This is a genomic window from Diaminobutyricimonas sp. LJ205 (genome assembly GCF_009755725.1).
In the GTDB taxonomy this organism is placed as follows: domain Bacteria; phylum Actinomycetota; class Actinomycetes; order Actinomycetales; family Microbacteriaceae; genus Ruicaihuangia.
On sequence record NZ_CP046619.1, the window covers coordinates 3,158,181 to 3,174,694 of the forward strand.

The following is a 16,514-nucleotide window of genomic DNA, read 5'->3' on the forward strand; positions in this document are numbered from 1 at the left end:
ATTGTACAACCGAAAGGTTGTAGGTTGTCAAGCGGGTGTCATCCATACGTCAGGGCCCCGACGCCTACGACGTAGAGCGGGTGCCTTTTAGGCTACCCTTACCTTCTTTAGCTCCTGTCGTCCGGAGGCATCCACCGTGCTCACCACGCTGCCTGCACCACTTCTTACCTTGCGTGGTGGCGCCGACGAAGACGTCGCGCTTGTCACCGACGCGGGCACGCTGAGCTACGCCGAACTTGCCGACCGAGTCACGGAAAGACGCCACGAGCTCGGGACAACCCGTCGACTGGTGATGCTCCAGGGCTCGAACGCCATTCAACCGGTGGTCACCTACCTTGCAGCTCTGGAGGGCGGGCACCCTGTGCTGCTGGTCGCACCGGGTGACGACGAAGCCTCGGTCCGTCACCGTGCGGCGCTGGCCGAGCGATTCGATCCCGATGTCATCGCGGCTGGGTCCGGCGACGGTCCTGCGCTTCATGAAGTGCGTGTCGGCAGCGCGCATGAGTTCGGGCCAGACCTGGCGCTGCTGATCAGCACCTCCGGCTCGACCGGGTCACCGAAGCTGGTCCGGCTGTCGCGGGACAACGTGCTGAGTAACGCCCGGGCCATCGCCGAGTACCTGCGGCTCAGCCCGGCAGACCGGGCAGCAACCACGCTGCCGATGCACTACTGCTACGGCCTGTCGGTGATCAACAGCCACCTGGTCGCCGGCGCCAGCATCGCGCTCACGGAGCGCTCGGTGACCGACCCGGCATTCTGGGATGACGCGTCCGCCAACCAGATCACGTCCTTCGCCGGCGTTCCGTACACCTTTGAACTGCTCGAGACCGGCGGGTTCCTGGACCGGCTGCCGGCCGGGATCAGGTACCTCACCCAGGCCGGCGGCCGTCTCGCGCCCGAAGCCGTGCGTCGCTTCGCCCGCCTCGGCGACCGCCGCGGATTCGAGTTCTTCGTTATGTACGGCCAGACCGAAGCGACCGCGCGCATGGCCTACGTTCCCGCGGAACTTGCCGAACAGGCGGCAGGCAGCATCGGCAGGCCGATTCCGGGCGGCCGATTCCGCATCGATTCGGAGCCCGGCGCCGAGATCGGCGAGCTGGTCTACGAAGGCCCGAACGTGATGCTCGGCTACGCCATGTCCCCATCTGACTTCGCCCTCGGCCGCACCGTTCATGAGCTGCGCACCGGCGACCTCGCCAGGCAGCGCAGCGACGGCCTGTTCGAGGTCGTGGGCCGGCTGAACCGGTTCGTGAAGGTGTACGGGTTGCGGGTCGATCTCGACGAGGTCCAACGACTGCTCGCTGAGGAGGGCATCGAGACTCGAACGGCCAGTGCCGGCGAGAGGCTGCTGGTGTTCGTTCGCGCCGAACGGCAGGTCGAGGCCGCCCGCACGCGTGCTGCGGCCCTCCTCGGTATCCCCGCCCATTCGGTTCGCGCGTATCCGATCACCGAGTTCCCGTGCACCGCCAGCGGCAAGCCTGACTTCGGGGCACTGGTTCAATACGCGAGCCTGCTCGATGAGCCAGCGATGCCGGGCACTGCAGACCAGACGGTCACGGCCGAGACGATCCGGGCACTGTTCATCGAGCTGCTCGGCCGCTCCGACGCATCCGTTGACGACAGCTTCGCCGGACTCGGCGGAGACTCCCTGAGTTACGTCGAAGTCTCGCTGCGGCTCGAAGAGCTGCTCGGCAAGCTGCCCCGGGACTGGCCATCCCGGTCGGCCAAAGAATTAGCTGCAGGCGCAGCATCCGCCCGTGAAGAAGCCGGCGAACCGCATCGAACCGCCGAAGACCCAGAGCGTCAGCTGAGGCGAGCGAAGGTGCGTCGACGCTTTCCCCACGTCGAAACCCCGGCGGCTCTCCGCGCCATCGCGATCATGCTGATCGTCGCCACTCATGCCGACCTGATCAGCCTCCAGGGCGGCGCCCACCTGCTGCTGGCCGTCGCCGGGTACAACCTCGCGCGCTTCCAGCTCGCCGACGTGGCGGGCGCCACCCGCGTACGCCGCCTGATGCGGAGCGCGGCTCAGATCGCGATACCCGCCGTGCTCTGGATCGGCGCGGTCGCACTGCTGAGCGGCAAGTACACCTGGACGACCGCGTTGCTGGTGAACAACGTGGTCACCGGAGGTGGCCGGTGGAACGAGCAATGGCAGTTCTGGTTCCTCGAAGCGGCCGTGTGGGCACTGCTCGGCCTCGCGCTACTCTTTGCGGTGCGCCCGATCGACCGGCTCGAACGCCGGTACCCGTGGGCCTTCGCGGTGGTCTTCCTCGGCGCTGCCCTCGCCGCTCGGTTGGCGCTGACGGGTGTCGAAGCAGATGGGATCGAGCGATATACGGTCGCCATCGTGCTGTGGTGCCTTGCGCTCGGCTGGGTCATCGCCCGCGCCGACACAGCAGGGAAGCGCGTCGCTGTGTCAGCCGCCGTCATCGCCGCCACCACCGGCTTCTTCGGCGACCCGGTGCGGGAAGCGGTCGTGATCGTGGGGCTGCTGCTATTGATCTGGGTGCCGCGGTTGCGCTTGCCGCGATCGATCGTTCCCGTCGTTCGACTGCTCGCCGGCGCGTCCCTGTTCATCTACCTGACGCACTGGGTGGTGTATCCGGCGTGGGAAGAGAGCGCGCCGTGGATCGGGACCGCGCTGTCGATGATCGTCGGCGTCGCCGCCTGGTACTGCTATCGGCTGGTCAACGGATGTCTCGGCGCGCTGCGCACGCGGCTTCGGCTCCTCCGATGACGTGACGTTCATCCGCCGATGATCGAGCACAGGCGTCACTTGCCTTCACGACTCGGCACCGTCGGCGTACCGTAGCCGCCATGTCGAGCATCGAGAACATTCAGACGCCGTCATCGGGCAAGGCGTGGTTCATCGCCGGGGCCGTTTCCCTCGTTCTCGGCGTGGCAGCGATCATCGCCCTCATTGTGATCGGCACCAGCACGCCTGTCGAGCAGGAAGGCGACACCACGGGGCAATTGCAGGGCCTGACAATTGTCGCCGCGGCAGTGTTCACGGGGTTGGGCCTGCTGTTGATAGCGGTCGGTGCGCTCAAGCGGCGTCGCGCACGAGTCGAGCGCGACGAGCAGTAGTAGCGCCTCGATGGTCTTGTATGTGGGACACGTCGAAGTCGGACATCCACCCGCGCCACGCGTCCGTTCGCTAGCGTCGGGAACGTGAGCGATTCAGCGATGGCGCCAGACTCCAGCAGCCCCGCGCTGTCCGTCGATCCACGCTGGCCGCGCGCCGGTAGTTGGCCGACTCAGCTCGAGCCGCACCCCGGCCGGGCCCGGCTCGACGCGGCGATCGTTGGAGTCCCCACCTGGCGCACCTCGCTCTCCCCCTCCGCCGCGCACACCACGCCGGCGGCGATCCGTGACGCACTTCGCCGCTACAGCACGTTCCGGGCGGAGTCCCAGGACCACCCGGCGCGGGATCTTCGGGATCTGCGCATCGTCGACCTCGGGGATGCCGAGGAACCAGACGGCTCAGCCGGAGAGGCCCGCGCCACCGAACTGGTCGCGCAAGCAGCGCGACTAGCCGAACTCGTAATCGTGCTGGGCGGTGACAACGCCGCGACCGTCCCGGCCGCCCTGGGCGCCTGGGGGACGAGCATGGGCACCGCTGGTCTCATCACGCTCGACGCCCACCATGATCTGCGCGACGGCGTCAGCAACGGCTCCCCGGTGCGCCGCCTGATTGAGGCCGGGCTGGCCGCGCAACGCGTGGTGCAGATCGGCATTGCAGACTTCGCGAACTCCGCCGAGTACGCGGCGCGCGCCGCCGATCTGGAGATCACGGTGGTGCACCGCGACCTCCTGCATCGCCGGCCCATCGACGACGTGATGGCTGAAGCCCTCGAGATCGCGGGAGTCGGCGGTGGACCCATCCATCTCGACATCGACGTCGACGTGTGCGACCGCTCGGTCGCACCAGGCTGCCCCGCGTCGGTGCCGGGCGGGCTGTCCGCCTGGGAGTTGCGGTCCGCGGTGCGCACCGCCGCCGGCGATCCGCGGCTGCGGTCAATGGATATCACCGAGGTCGATGCGTCCGCGGATGCCCCGGATGGCCGTACTGTGCGTCTCGCCGCGCTGTGCGTGCTTGAGGCTCTCGCCGCTCGGCCGATCTCGGCCTAGCGCGCCCGCCGACCCCCCTTCCACACCTCACCGACGAGCGGAACCCCCGGTCGGTAGGCGAGGTGCACGTGCGATGGGGCAACGAGTTGCACCAGATCCGCGCGCGCACCGACGACGATCCGACCGACATCCGACCGGCGCAGTGCCGCCGCTCCCCCGGCGGTCGCCGCCCAGAGGGCCTCGGCGGGAGTCATCCCCATTTCTCGCACGGCCACCGCAATGCAGAACGCCATCGATGAGGTGAAGCTCGATCCCGGGTTGCAGTCACTGGCGACGGCGACGGTGACGCCCGCGTCGAGCAGGCGCCGCGCATCCGGATAGGGCTGCCGGGTCGAGAACTCAACCCCGGGCAACAGGGTGAGCACCGTGGCCGACCCGGCAAGCGCGTCGATGTCGGCGTCGGTCAGATAGGTGCCGTGATCGATGCTTGCGGCATCCAGTTCGACGGCCAAGCGGACTCCATCGCCGGGACCGAGCTGGCTCGCGTGCAGCCGTAACCCAAGGCCGGCGTCCCGGCCGGCTTCGAGAATCCGGCGACTCTGCTCGACGCTGAATGCCCCGGTCTCGCAGAACACGTCGATCCACCGGCTGAACGGCGCGCACGCGGCGAGCATCGGGCCGACGACCAGGTCGACGTAGTCCTCCGGCCGTTCCTGATACTCCGCGGGCACGACATGGGCGCCGAGGAAGGTCACCTCATCGGTCACCTCCGCTGCGAGCCGGACGAGGCGAGCCTCTGCGTCGACACTGAGCCCATAGCCGCTCTTCACCTCGAAGGTGGTGGTGCCCTGCGCGGTCAGCTCCTCGACGAAGTGGCGCAGCCGCTGCCGCAATTCCTCATCGCTGGCGGCGCGCGTGGCCGCGACCGTGCTCCGTATGCCGCCCGCGGCATATGCCTCGCCGGCCATGCGCGCTTCGAACTCTGCGGCGCGGTCGCCGCCGAAAACCAGGTGCGTGTGGCTGTCCACGAAACCGGGGATCACTGCGGTGCCGTCGACATCGGTCACCACATCCGCCAAGGGGGCGGAGGCCGCCGGGCCGATCCAGACAATCCGCCCCTCATCGATCAGCACGGCCGCATCCATCAATCGGCCCAGGACGTCGCCTGAGGCGCCAATGTCCGGGTCATTGGTGACGAGTTCCGCGATGCCAGTGATGAGTTCCGACATCCTTACTCCCACATCGGAACGCGCAGCCCGCGCTCCCGGGCCACCTCGGCCGCGCGGGCGTATCCGGCGTCCACGTGCCGCATGACGCCGGTGCCGGGGTCATTGACCAGCACGCGTTCGATCTTCTGGGCGGCGAGCTCGGTGCCATCGGCGACCACCACCTGACCGGCGTGGATTGATCGGCCGATGCCCACGCCGCCGCCGTGGTGCAGCGACACCCAGGTGGCACCGGATGCCGTGTTCAGCAGGGCATTCAGGATCGGCCAGTCGGCGATCGCGTCGGAGCCGTCGGCCATGCCCTCGGTCTCCCGGTAGGGCGAGGCGACCGATCCCGAGTCCAGGTGGTCGCGGCCGATGACGACCGGCGCGGTCAGCTCACCCGAGGCCACCATCTCGTTGAACCGCAGGCCGGCGAGGTGACGTTCCCGGTAGCCGAGCCAGCAGATTCGCGCGGGGAGCCCCTCGAAGTGGACCTTCTCGGCCGCCTGGGTGATCCATCGGCGCAGGTGCTCATCGTCGGGGAACAGTTCCAGGATGGCGCGGTCGGTCGCCGCGATGTCGGCGGGGTCACCGGAAAGCGCAGCCCACCGGAACGGCCCCTTGCCTTCTTCGAACAATGGGCGGATGTATGCAGGCACGAAGCCCGGGAACTCGAACGCGCGATCGAAGCCGCCGAGCTGAGCCTCGGCCCGGATCGAGTTGCCGTAGTCGAAGACTTCGGCTCCGGCGTCCTGAAAGCCAACCATGGCGCGCACCTGCTTGGCAATGCTCGTCCGCGCCCGCTCGGTGAACCCCTCAGGGTCCTCGGCGGCGGCCGTGCGCCACTCGCCGACCGAGGTGCCCTCCGGGAGGTACGCGAGCGGGTCGTGGGCGCTGGTCTGGTCGGTGACGATGTCAATCGGCACGGCGCGTTCCAGAAGCTGCGTGAACACGGTGGCGGCGTTGCCGACCAGCCCGACCGAGAGCGGTCGGCTCTCGGCTTTCGCGGCGAGCACGCGCTCGATCGCGTCGTCGAGGTTCGGCGCGAGCTCGTCGAGGTAGCCGCGGTCGACACGGCGCTGCAGGCGCGACTCGTCGACATCCACGATCAGCACGACGCCGCCGTTCATCGTGACCGCGAGCGGCTGGGCGCCGCCCATCCCCCCGCAGCCGCCGGTGAGAGTGAGCGTGCCGGCCAGGGTCGCGCCGGCGCTGTGCTCATCGCCGCGGCGTTCGGCCAGCTTGCGGGCGACCGCGGCGAACGTCTCATAAGTGCCCTGCAGGATGCCCTGCGTGCCGATGTAGATCCAGGAGCCAGCGGTCATCTGCCCGTACATGGTCAGCCCGAGCTGCTCGAGGCGCCGGAACTCGGGCCAGGTGGCCCAGTCGCCGACGAGGTTCGAGTTGGCGATCAGCACCCGCGGCGCCCACTCGTGGGTGCGGAAGACGCCGACCGGCTTGCCGGACTGCACCAGCAGGGTCTCGTCGGCTTCCAGGCTTTCGAGGGTGCGCACGATCGCGTCGTACGCTTCCCAGTTGCGGGCGGCCTTGCCGGTGCCGCCGTAGACGACCAGGTCGTCGGGATGCTCGGCAACCTCAGCGTCGAGGTTGTTCATCAGCATCCGCAGCGGGGCTTCGGTCTGCCAGCTCTTCGCGGTCAGCGTCGTGCCCCGAGCGGCGCGCACCGACCGGGTGGTGTTAGCGGAGCTCACCGGTCACCTCCATAGCTGCCGCGACGATGCGGCCGGATTGAACGAGTTCGACCACGGACTCGATCTCGGGGGAGAGGAAGCGATCGGGTCCGGGACCATCGACGACGCCGCGCACCAACCGGTGCACCGCGCCGGTTGCCGCAGCGGGGAGCAGCGGCCCGCGCAGGTCGATGGCGCGCGTGGCGGTGACGATCTCGATCGCCAGCACTCGGCTGAGCCCGTCGATCGCCTTGCGCAGTTTGCGGGCGGCGGCCCAGCCCATTGAGACGTGGTCTTCCTGCATCGCCGAGGACGGGATGGAATCAACGGATGCCGGCGCTGCCAGTCGCTTCAGCTCGCTGACAATGCCGGCGGCGGTGTACTGGGCGATCATTAGCCCGGAGTCGACGCCGACCTCGTGGGCGAGGAACGGCGGCAGTCCCTGGTTGCGGCTGGGGTCGAGGAAGCGGTCGGTGCGCCGTTCCGACATGGATGCCACGTCGGCGACCGCGATCGCCAGGAAATCGAGCACGTAGCCGATCGGCGCTCCATGGAAGTTTCCGTTCGATTCCACGCGGCCGTCCAGGGTGAGCACCGGGTTGTCGATGGCACTCGCGAGCTCCCGTGAGGCAATGACGGCCGCGTGGTCGATGGTGTCGCGCGCGGCGCCATGGACCTGCGGGGCGCAGCGCAGGGAGTAGGCATCCTGCACCCTGGTGCACTCCGGCCCGCGGTGGCTGGCGACGATCGGCGATTCGTGCAGGATGGCCCGGAGATTGGCAGCGCTGTCGGCCTGCCCGGCCTGTGGCCGGAGCGCCTGCAGGTCGGCGGCGAAGACCGCGTCGGTGCCGAGCAGCGACTCCACGCTGAGCCCGGCGGCGATGTCGGCGGTGGTCAGCAGCATCCGCAGATCGTGGATCGCGAGCGCGAGCATCCCGAGCATGCCGTCGGTGCCGTTGATCAGCGCGAGTCCCTCCTTCTCGGCGAGCCGGACCGGGGTGATGCCCGCGGCGGCGAGGGCCTCGGCTGCGGGGCGGATGACGCCGTCGCGATCCGCCACCTCGCCTTCGCCCATGGCGGCAAGCGCGCAGTGGGCGAGCGGGGCAAGGTCGCCCGAACAGCCGAGCGAGCCGTACTCGCGCACCACGGGAGTGCTGCCGGCGTTCAGCATCGCGGCGTAGGTCTCCACCGTGCCGACCTGGACTCCGGTTCGGCCGGTGATCAGGGTCGACAGCCGCAGCAGCATGAGCGCGCGGACGACTTCCCGCTCCACGACCGCACCGCTGCCCGCGGCGTGCGACCTGATCAGGCTCACCTGAAGCTGGGCGCGGCGGTCCTCGTTGATGAAGGTAGTGGCCAGGGCCCCGAACCCGGTCGAGATCCCGTAGTGCGGCTCAGGGTCGGTCGCGAGTGCTTCGACGATCTCGCGGGAGGCCGCCACGTCATCCAGCGCGGCGGGATCGAGAACCACTGGGGCGTCCCAGCGGGCGACGCTGACGACCTCCCCAATCGAAACCGGGCCGGCGCCGATGGTGACGGCGGGCACCGCAGCGCCCGGCGGCGCGCTCCGGACTGCACTGGAGGTACGCATCGAGCTCATGGGTCGATCACACACCCTGCGAGCCGTCGATGGTGGGGGCGCCGGCGGATCGTAGTCTGGGATCCCAGACTCTGATCCGACGAGCGTCGGACGAGCCGAAGCACTGGACGATGGAGAACGCCATGAGCCAGGTCCCTGCCGCCGATGCGACCCTGCGCGTGCTCACCTACCTCGCCTCGCAACGCGGCCCGGTGCCGGCCGCCGTGATCGGCAGCGCCCTCGACCTGCCACGGTCAACGGTGTACCACCTGCTCGCGGTGCTGCAGGAGCACGGCTTCGTCGTGCACTTTCCCGAGGCGCAACGGTACGGCCTGGGCGCGGCGGCGTTCGAACTGTCCGGCGGGTACGCGCGCCAGCAGCCACTCAGCCTGCTCGGAAGGCCACTGCTCGCCGACCTGGTCGACCGGCTGGGGGAGAGCGCCCACCTGGCGGTGCTGCACGGTCGCGACGTACTCTACATCGTCGAGGAACGGGCCCCCCGCCGGGTCCACCTCGTCACCGACGTCGGCGTACGCCTGCCCGCGCATCTGACGGCGAGCGGATGCGCCATCCTGTCGGCGCTGCCGAAACACCAGGTCCGCGCCCTGTACCCCGATGCCGGGTCGTTCGTGAACCGCACCGGACTCGGCCCGCAGGGATACGCCGAGCTGAGGCGCACCCTCGAACGCGCCACGGTCGATGGCTTCGCGAGCGAGGAAGGCGGCGTCACAGTGGGGCTCTCGTCGATCGGAGTCGCGGTGCGGGACCACGCTGGCTGGCCGGCGGCGGCGATCGCGGTGACCTTTGCGACGGATTCCGATCTCGACCGGGCCGTGCTCGTCGGGGAGGTCACCAAGTCCGCGGAGGAGCTGTCGCGGCGCATTCGCGGGCGGTGACCGGATCGGAATGCCGCCACTACTTGTGAGGGCAGTTCATCAACGCTAGGTTGAGCCCAACCAGGGAGGGCCGCTGCGATGAGAGACGACGACAGGAATCCCTTCATTCCGCGAGTTCGCTCCCGCATTCCGCGAGTTCGCTCTCGCCGCAGTGTCGGCGTGGTGATCGGCGTTGCCCTCGTCGGCGTGGTCGCAGCGACCGTCATCGTCACAGCGGCGGTCGCCGGTTCCGGTCCTGGTTCTGGTTCTGGTCCTCAGGGGTGGCCGGACCCAGCACCCGACGGTCTGGCGACTCCTTACCCTGACGTGGTCGCCCCGGAGATGATCACCCCGGACGGATTCACGGAGGAATTGGCCCTGCCACCAATCAGCGCCGGAACCTTCGACTGGCTGAACCGGCTGCAGCTGACGATGAGTAACGACCCCCGCTTCGGCACGGTGGCGATCTCGGAGGATCGCGCGACCGTCACGATCACCTGGCATGGCGAACAAAGCCCCGAACTGTCCGCCTTGATCGGCGAGGCTCCGGACGGCCTGGCGGTTGCCATTCAGCAGGCGGCGTTCCCGCCCGGCGAGCTGAATGCCCTCGTCCAACGTTCCATCGGTCTTCTCCCGAACATCCAGGTGGCGATGGCGAGCATGGAGAACGACGGATCCGGTATCTGGATCGGAATCGTCGAACTCCCGAACGGGCTCACTCTCGAGGATGTCGGCACGGCGTTTGCCGAAGCCTTGGGACGGCCCGATGTTCCTGTCCGCGTCGAACTGTCGGCCGGGGTCATGCCCATTTCCGGCAAAGCACCTTGACGGTACCCGGGCGCGGGCATACCTTTCCGCACGACCACTTACACGACTGGGGCGCATGCCCCGCGGAGGTTCAACCATGTCAGCTCGTGTCGTGCACTTTGAGATCCAGGCCGACGACCTCGACCGCGCCAAGGCGTTCTATGAAGCCGCGCTGGGTTGGCGGTTCGACGACTACAGCCAGGTCCTCGGCTCGCCCTACTACGGCGTGCTCACGGGCAGCGATGACGAGCCCGGTATCAACGGCGGCTTGCTGCCGCGGCCGGCTCCTGCCCCGGCCGCGGAGCAAGGCACGAACGGTTACGTCTGCACCGTTCAAGTGACCGACTACGACGAGATCGAGCGCAAGGTCCTCGACGCCGGCGGAAAAGTCGCGCTGCCGAAGTTCGCGATGCCCGGCGTGGCCTGGCAGGGCTACTACCTGGACACCGAGGGCAACACCTTCGGCATCCACCAGCCCGATACGAACGCTGCCTGACCCTCCGCTGGTCGAGCTTGCCGAGGCCGCGAGATTTCGAGACCTCAAAAGGCTCGATCCGCGCCCGCGCTACCGCGTTTCCGAGGTGCCGAACCCCTCGCGTTGGGCACGCTCTTCCGAGCCCTCGAGTTCCTCGAAGATGGTGATCTGCTGGCCTTCCGGAGCCTCGAGCCGTGAGTTCAGCGAGCGCCACGGCGTTTCGCGCGGCTCACCGACAACGGTGGCGCCGGCAGCGGCGAGCCGGGCGGTGACCGTGCGGCCATCCGATACCTCGAAGGCGAGCCGGATGCCGGGGCCTTGCCGTGCCCCGGTCTCGAGCCGATCGATCATGTCCTTCTGTGCCGGGTTGGCGATCTCGAGCGTTGCCCGTCCGGCCTCGAGGATCGCCACGCGGGCGTCGCCCTCGCCCTCGAATGCGAGCTGTTCGTCAAGTCCGAGGGTGTCGCGATAGAACGCGAGCACCTGCTCGAAGTCGTCCGCCTCGATGATCACGCGCAGTTGCAGAACGCCGTTGGTCGTCATAGCGCCACCCTACGATGCACCTCTGACGAGCCCGGGCGTAGTCTCCCCGCATGGGCAGCCGCGACGAAGCCGAACGCTTCCACGCCGAGACCGTCGACCAATGGCGAGACTGGCTCGAGGCGAACCATGATCGGGTCGGCGGCGTCTGGCTGGTGAGCTGGCGCAGCGGCACCGGCACCGGCAAGCCCAGTGTCGATTATGAGGCTTCAGTCATCGAAGCGCTCGTCTTCGGCTGGGTCGACGGTCAGGCGAAGGTGCTCGACGACGAGCGGTCGATGCTCTGGTTCACTCCACGGCGGCCGAACAGTCCGTGGGCGGCGACCAACAAGCGCCGGGTTCAGCGCCTCGAAGCGGAAGGCAGGATGCATCCGGCCGGCCGGCGCGCGATCGAGGCGGCCAAGCAGAACGGAATGTGGACCGTGCTCGACGGTCCCGAGAACTTGATCGAGCCGCCCGAACTGACCGCGGCCCTCGACGCGAACTCGGCCGCCCGCGCCAACTGGGACGCCTTCCCGGCCTCGGTTCGCAAGTTCGCCCTGTCGTCGATAGCGCTGGCGAAACAGGCGGAAACCCGCGCGACGCGGATCGCCACGATCGTCGAGAAGTCTGCTCGCGGCGAGCGCCCGCAGTGACTTGACAGTGCTGCCGGGCAGGCTTACGTTCGCCGCAGAAGCGCAAGAAAGCGAGGGTGATCATGCCCGAGTTCATGGACGTCCACCGCAACATGGTCGGCATCACGGCAGACGAACTGAAAGCAGCCCACGACGCTGACCTGGCCATCCAGGACGATGAGAAGGTGAACTTCAAGCAGGCCTGGGCCGACCCGGAAAGCGGCATGGTCTACTGCTTGTCGGAGGCCCCGGATGCTGAAGCCGTGCGTAAAATTCACGAGCGCACCGGGCACCCTGCTGACGAAGTGCACGCGGTTCCGCTCGTCGTCTGAGCCGCGTTACTGCGCCTTCGCGGCCGCTTTCGCCGCCTTCTTCGCGGCGCGCACCTTGGTGAGCGAGTCGGCGTCGACGATGTCGGCGACCGACCGGTGTGAGCCGTGCTCGCCGTAGGGGGCGCAGGCTTCCTCCCAGCCCTCGACCTCCAGTCCACGCCGCTTGCCGAGCAGCGCCAGGAAGATCTTCGCCTTCTGGTCACCGAAGCCGGGCAGCGCCTTCAGCCGACGCAGGATCTCCGCGGCATCCGGTTCACCGCGCTTCCAGATCGCGCCCGCGTCGCCGTCCCACTCGTCCCGCACCGCCGCGCACAGCGCCTGCACCCGTCCGGCCATCGACCCGGGGAACCGGTGCACCGCGGGCGTCTGCTTGAACAGTTCGACGAACGCGTCCGGCTCCTGGTCGGCGATGGTGGAGGCGTCGATCGCGCCGAGCCGGTCCCGGATCTTCGCAGGCCCCGCGAACGCGGTCTCCATCGGCACCTGCTGGTCGAGCAGCATGCCGATCAGCAGGGCAAGGTCGTCGTCGGCCAGCAGTTGATCGGCCGCGGCATCTCCGGTGAGGTAGAGGGTCATGCGTCCATCCTTCCACCGGTGGTCGACGCCGTGCCCTCTAGTCTGGGAGTGTGAGGAGCATTCGCAAAGGGGTGACTGCCGCCGCCGTAACGGCGGGACTGGGGTGGTTCGTCAGTGGCGCGCTGTCTGCCGCCCTTACGAACTTTGTGCCGATCCTTCCTTCATCCGTGATTCAGCTCGTCTTCCCGCCAACCGTCCCGAGAGCTTCCTGGTACCTGGATGCACCCTGGCACGTGCTGCTCCCGTTGCTGTCGACCGTGACCTTCGTCGGCTTGCTGGTGCTGTTGATCGACCGTGTCCTCGCCCGCCCCGTGGGCGATTCGGGGATCGCCTTCTTCGCGCTCTGGCTCTGCTCGGTGCTCGCCACGTTCATCACATCGCTGCTCTGGGCGCTGGGCGTACTGATCGTTAGCTGGCCACCGATTCGCATCGCATTCCTGCTGGAAGATTTCGGAGCGACCCTGCTGGCTGGCAGCTATTGGGGAATCATCTGGGGATGGCTGCCGGCGCTCATGGCGGTGCGTGCACTGCACGACCCTCAGAGAACGGTGCGGCCGATCGCCTTGCCGCTCATGGCGACCGCTGCCATCGCCGTCATGTTCGTCGGCTCAGCTCCAGCGACGCTGGACACGCAGATCGCACAGCCTGCCCCGGCGCCGACCGAGGAGCCGGTCGTGTACGGCTCGCCACCGACTGCGGACATATCCGAGAGTGTCGGTGCGGACTGGTGCCGCGACGACCAACTGAGGATCAAGCCCGGCACGCCGGACTCAGCAACCGGCCACCGCGTGCTCGTCGTGACCGTCCTGAACACGAGCGGAGCCCCCTGCGTGATCGACTTCTACCCTGACATCGCATTTGATGACGCCACCGGCTGGGCGATGGATGTCTTCCCGGTGCGCGGTGGGTCATTCCTGACCGAGGATGCCGGCCGGTCTGCCTTCACGCTGCAACCAGGTGGTGCGGCAACATCGGCCATCGGGTGGAACGCGATGGCAACCTCCCAAAGCAGCCCCGCCGGAACGCTGCTGGTCGCACCGTACGCTGGGGCGACCCGGCAGTCCTTCCCGGTCGAACTCGACATCATCACCGGTAGCAGCGTGTCGGTCACAGCGTGGCAACCTCTCGGGTGACGAAAGCGCTGCCGCCGTTCACAATGAGCGTGTGACGAATCCTGCGTCGGAACCCGAGCTACCCGCGCCCATCATCCTTGTGCACGGGCTGCGCACGTCGGCGACGGTGTGGCGGCAGCAGCTGGAGCACCTGGCCGAGCGCGGCATCCCGGCGGTCGCCATCGACCTGCCAGGACATGGTCGGCGCATCGGCGAGCGCTTCGACCTGGACGGCGCGCTGGCGGCGATCGATGAGGCGGTGACGGATGCCTCGGCCTCAGGACGCCGGCCCTACCTCGTCGGCGAGTCCCTGGGCGGCTATCTCGCGATCGAGTGGGCCGGAGGCCACAGCAACCGCATCAGCGGGCTGCTCGCCGCCAGCTGCGGCACCGTGCCGAACCGGCTGGTGCTGGACGGCTGGCGGGTCCTCGCCCGCGGGATCCACACATTCCCCGACCGCGGGCTCGGCCTGCACACCTTCGTAGTGAAGACCTTCGTGCCCGCACCGGGCGCCGCCGACATCAACGCCGGCGGGGTCGCGCTCGAGGTGATGGACGATGTACTCCGCGAACTGCGGCCGCTGCATCCGGTGACCAGCCTTTCCCGCGTCGAGGTGCCGGTGCTGTTCGTCAACGGTCGGCTCGACCATTTCCGGCTGCACGAGAAGCGGCTGCTCGCCGCGGCGCGGGACGCCCGCCTGGTGACCATCCCGGGCGCGAATCACATGGTCAACGTCGTGCGGCCGGCGCAGTTCACGGCAGCGCTGGTCGAGGAATACGAACGCGTGCAAAAGGCTCTTTCGGGCGGCGAGCTCGCGTCGTAAGGTCGGGAGGGTGACGTTCGCCATTGAGGCGGAAGGCCTCGTCAAGCACTACAAGGCAGTCACCGCCCTCGACGGTGTCGACTTCACTGTGCCCACCGGCACCGTGCTCGGCTTGCTGGGACCGAACGGCGCTGGCAAGACCACCGTTGTGCGCATCCTGACCACCCTGCTGCAGCCGGATGCCGGATCCGCCCGCGTCGCCGGCGTCGACGTTCTGAAGCATCCGGCCGACGTACGCAAGCAGATCGGCCTGTCCGGACAGTTCTCCGCGGTTGATGAGTACCTCACCGGCTTCGAGAATCTCGCGATGATCGGCGGCCTCTACCATCTGGGGCGCAGTCGCAGTCGGCAGCGGGCGCGGGAGCTGCTCGAGCAGTTCGACCTCGTCGACGCCGCGGATCGTCCGGCGAAGACCTACTCGGGCGGCCTGCAGCGCCGGCTCGACCTCGCGGGGGCGCTGATCGCGAATCCGCCCGTACTGTTCCTCGATGAGCCGACCACAGGACTCGACCCGAAGAGCCGCACCGACATGTGGGGGATCATCCAGAACCTGGTGGCTCAGGGCACCACGCTGCTCCTCACCACCCAGTACCTCGAAGAGGCTGACCTGCTCGCGGATGACATCATCGTGCTCAACCACGGGAAGATCATCGCGCAGGGCACCGCCGATGAACTGAAGGCGCAGGTCGGCGGTGAGCGCCTCGAGGTGACCGTGACCGACCCGTTGCGGATCGAGGAAGCCGTCGAACTGCTGGCACCGCTCGGCGTCGGCGAACCACGACTCGACCAGCAGCGGCGGTCGATCCTGGTGCCGATCTCGGGCGGTGCCGACGTGCTCACCGCAGCTCTGCGCGAGCTGGACGGTGCCGCCGTCCATGTCGACGACGTCGGGGTCCGCCGACCGACGTTGGACGATGTGTTCCTGACCCTGACCGGTCACGCCGCCGAGGAGGAACCCGTTCCGCAGGAGGTGAAGAAGTGAGCGTCGCCACCGTGATCACCGACAGCGCCATCATCGCCAAGCGCAACCTGATCAAGATCAAGCGGATCCCCGACCTGTTAGTGTTCACCACGCTGCAGCCGATCATGTTCGTGGTGCTGTTCGCCTACGTCTTCGGCGGGGCAATCGACCCGGCAGGCGGTGGTGAGGCGTACCGGGAATTCCTCATCGCCGGCATTTTTGCGCAGACCGTGATCTTCGGCGCCACGATCACGGGCTACGGGCTGGCGGAGGACGTGCGCAAAGGCATCATCGACCGGTTCCGGTCATTGCCGATGGCACCATCCGCGGTGCTGATCGGTCGCACGTTCTCGGACGTCGTGAACAACGTGCTGGTGTTGGTCGTGATGGCGCTCACCGGGCTGGTCGTCGGTTGGCGCATCAACACGTCTTTCGCGGACGCGATGATCGGGTTCCTGCTGCTGCTCGTGTTCGCCTACGCGGTGTCGTGGGTATTCGCCTGGGTGGGACTGCTCGTGCCCAGCCCGGAGGTCGTCAACAACGCCTCGTTCATCATCATCTTCCCGGTGACCTTCATAGCGAACACGTTCGTGCCGCTGGACACACTTCCCGCGCCGTTACAGACGTTCGCCGAGTGGAACCCGGTCTCCTCGGTTACCCAGGCGGCCCGCGAACGATTCGGCAATCCGGATCCGAATCCCCTCGCCGAGGAGCCGTCGTCGTGGGCGCTGCAGAACCCCGAGCTGTACACCATGATCTGGGTGGTGATCCTGCTGGTGGTCTTCATCCCCCTGGCCAGCATGCTGTACCGCCGGGCGGGCAGCCGCTAACGGAGGCTATGCGCCGA

17 protein-coding genes are annotated in these 16,514 nt (G+C 68.1%); 12 read left to right on the plus strand and 5 right to left on the minus strand.

Going from position 1 to position 16,514, the window contains the following annotated elements:
* Positions 1 to 136: 136 nt before the first annotated feature.
* From GO591_RS15375 to GO591_RS15385, 3 genes are all read left to right on the plus strand, one after another.
* A complete protein-coding gene (locus GO591_RS15375) occupies positions 137 to 2,740 on the plus strand; it encodes an AMP-binding protein (protein WP_157157629.1) in 2,604 nt (867 codons plus the stop codon).
* 80 nt (positions 2,741 to 2,820) lie between these two features.
* A complete protein-coding gene (locus tag GO591_RS15380; RefSeq protein ID WP_157157630.1) occupies positions 2,821 to 3,090 on the plus strand; it encodes a hypothetical protein in 270 nt (89 codons plus the stop codon).
* Positions 3,091 to 3,189: 99 nt separating this feature from the next.
* Positions 3,190 to 4,134 carry an agmatinase family protein gene (locus tag GO591_RS15385; protein WP_157157970.1) on the plus strand — a complete coding sequence of 315 codons (945 nt, stop codon included), beginning with the start codon at positions 3,190 to 3,192 and terminating at the stop codon, positions 4,132 to 4,134.
* Here GO591_RS15385 and hutI read toward each other — a convergent pair.
* From hutI to hutH, 3 genes are read right to left on the minus strand one after another with little or no spacing between them, the layout of a single operon-like run.
* The gene (hutI, locus tag GO591_RS15390) at positions 4,131 to 5,303 is read right to left on the minus strand and encodes an imidazolonepropionase (protein ID WP_157157631.1); all 1,173 of its coding nucleotides are present in this window, start codon (positions 5,301 to 5,303) and stop codon (positions 4,131 to 4,133) included. The genes GO591_RS15385 and hutI overlap by 4 nt on opposite strands.
* A 2-nt stretch (positions 5,304 to 5,305) precedes the next feature.
* Positions 5,306 to 6,994: a urocanate hydratase gene (gene hutU / locus GO591_RS15395; protein WP_157157632.1), complete on the minus strand. Its 1,689-nt coding sequence runs from the start codon at positions 6,992 to 6,994 to the stop codon at positions 5,306 to 5,308.
* Positions 6,981 to 8,564: a histidine ammonia-lyase gene (hutH, locus tag GO591_RS15400; RefSeq protein WP_157157971.1), complete on the minus strand. Its 1,584-nt coding sequence runs from the start codon at positions 8,562 to 8,564 to the stop codon at positions 6,981 to 6,983. The genes hutU and hutH overlap by 14 nt, the downstream gene beginning before the upstream one ends.
* Before the next feature lie 131 nt (positions 8,565 to 8,695).
* Here hutH and GO591_RS15405 point away from each other — a divergent pair, with 131 nt between their 5' ends.
* The 3 genes from GO591_RS15405 (at position 8,696) to GO591_RS15415 (ending at position 10,730) form a co-directional block, all read left to right on the plus strand.
* The gene (locus GO591_RS15405) at positions 8,696 to 9,448 is read left to right on the plus strand and encodes an IclR family transcriptional regulator (RefSeq protein WP_157157633.1); all 753 of its coding nucleotides are present in this window, start codon (positions 8,696 to 8,698) and stop codon (positions 9,446 to 9,448) included.
* A 159-nt stretch (positions 9,449 to 9,607) separates the two neighbouring features.
* Positions 9,608 to 10,255, plus strand: coding sequence for a hypothetical protein (locus GO591_RS15410; protein WP_157157634.1), 648 nt, complete (start codon positions 9,608 to 9,610; stop codon positions 10,253 to 10,255).
* 76 nt (positions 10,256 to 10,331) lie between these two features.
* Positions 10,332 to 10,730 carry a VOC family protein gene (locus GO591_RS15415; protein ID WP_157157635.1) on the plus strand — a complete coding sequence of 133 codons (399 nt, stop codon included), beginning with the start codon at positions 10,332 to 10,334 and terminating at the stop codon, positions 10,728 to 10,730.
* 69 nt (positions 10,731 to 10,799) lie between these two features.
* Here GO591_RS15415 and GO591_RS15420 read toward each other — a convergent pair whose 3' ends face one another.
* Positions 10,800 to 11,252 carry a VOC family protein gene (locus tag GO591_RS15420; protein ID WP_157157636.1) on the minus strand — a complete coding sequence of 151 codons (453 nt, stop codon included), beginning with the start codon at positions 11,250 to 11,252 and terminating at the stop codon, positions 10,800 to 10,802.
* A gap of 50 nt (positions 11,253 to 11,302) precedes the next feature.
* Here GO591_RS15420 and GO591_RS15425 point away from each other — a divergent pair, with 50 nt between their 5' ends.
* Together GO591_RS15425 and GO591_RS15430 are read left to right on the plus strand one after the other, a co-directional pair.
* On the plus strand, positions 11,303 to 11,884 hold the full coding sequence (locus GO591_RS15425) for a YdeI/OmpD-associated family protein (RefSeq protein WP_157157637.1): 582 nt from the start codon (positions 11,303 to 11,305) through the stop codon (positions 11,882 to 11,884).
* Positions 11,885 to 11,946: 62 nt separating this feature from the next.
* A complete protein-coding gene (locus GO591_RS15430; protein WP_157157972.1) occupies positions 11,947 to 12,195 on the plus strand; it encodes an SCO4226 family nickel-binding protein in 249 nt (82 codons plus the stop codon).
* A 6-nt stretch (positions 12,196 to 12,201) separates the two neighbouring features.
* Here the strand turns inward: GO591_RS15430 and GO591_RS15435 are convergent, their stop codons facing one another.
* A complete protein-coding gene (locus tag GO591_RS15435; RefSeq protein WP_157157638.1) occupies positions 12,202 to 12,771 on the minus strand; it encodes an HhH-GPD-type base excision DNA repair protein in 570 nt (189 codons plus the stop codon).
* Positions 12,772 to 12,821: 50 nt separating this feature from the next.
* Here GO591_RS15435 and GO591_RS15440 point away from each other — a divergent pair, with 50 nt between their 5' ends.
* Genes GO591_RS15440 through GO591_RS15455 form a run of 4 tightly spaced genes read left to right on the plus strand, consistent with a single transcriptional unit; the run spans position 12,822 to position 16,497 of the window.
* Positions 12,822 to 13,904 carry a DUF4232 domain-containing protein gene (locus GO591_RS15440; RefSeq protein WP_198295498.1) on the plus strand — a complete coding sequence of 361 codons (1,083 nt, stop codon included), beginning with the start codon at positions 12,822 to 12,824 and terminating at the stop codon, positions 13,902 to 13,904.
* A gap of 31 nt (positions 13,905 to 13,935) precedes the next feature.
* Positions 13,936 to 14,706: an alpha/beta fold hydrolase gene (locus tag GO591_RS15445; RefSeq protein ID WP_232466207.1), complete on the plus strand. Its 771-nt coding sequence runs from the start codon at positions 13,936 to 13,938 to the stop codon at positions 14,704 to 14,706.
* Between the two features lie 10 nt (positions 14,707 to 14,716).
* On the plus strand, positions 14,717 to 15,688 hold the full coding sequence (locus GO591_RS15450) for an ATP-binding cassette domain-containing protein (protein WP_157157640.1): 972 nt from the start codon (positions 14,717 to 14,719) through the stop codon (positions 15,686 to 15,688).
* Entirely contained in the window at positions 15,685 to 16,497 is an 813-nt protein-coding gene (locus tag GO591_RS15455) for an ABC transporter permease (protein WP_157157641.1), read from the plus strand. The genes GO591_RS15450 and GO591_RS15455 overlap by 4 nt, the downstream gene beginning before the upstream one ends.
* Positions 16,498 to 16,514: the final 17 nt, after the last annotated feature.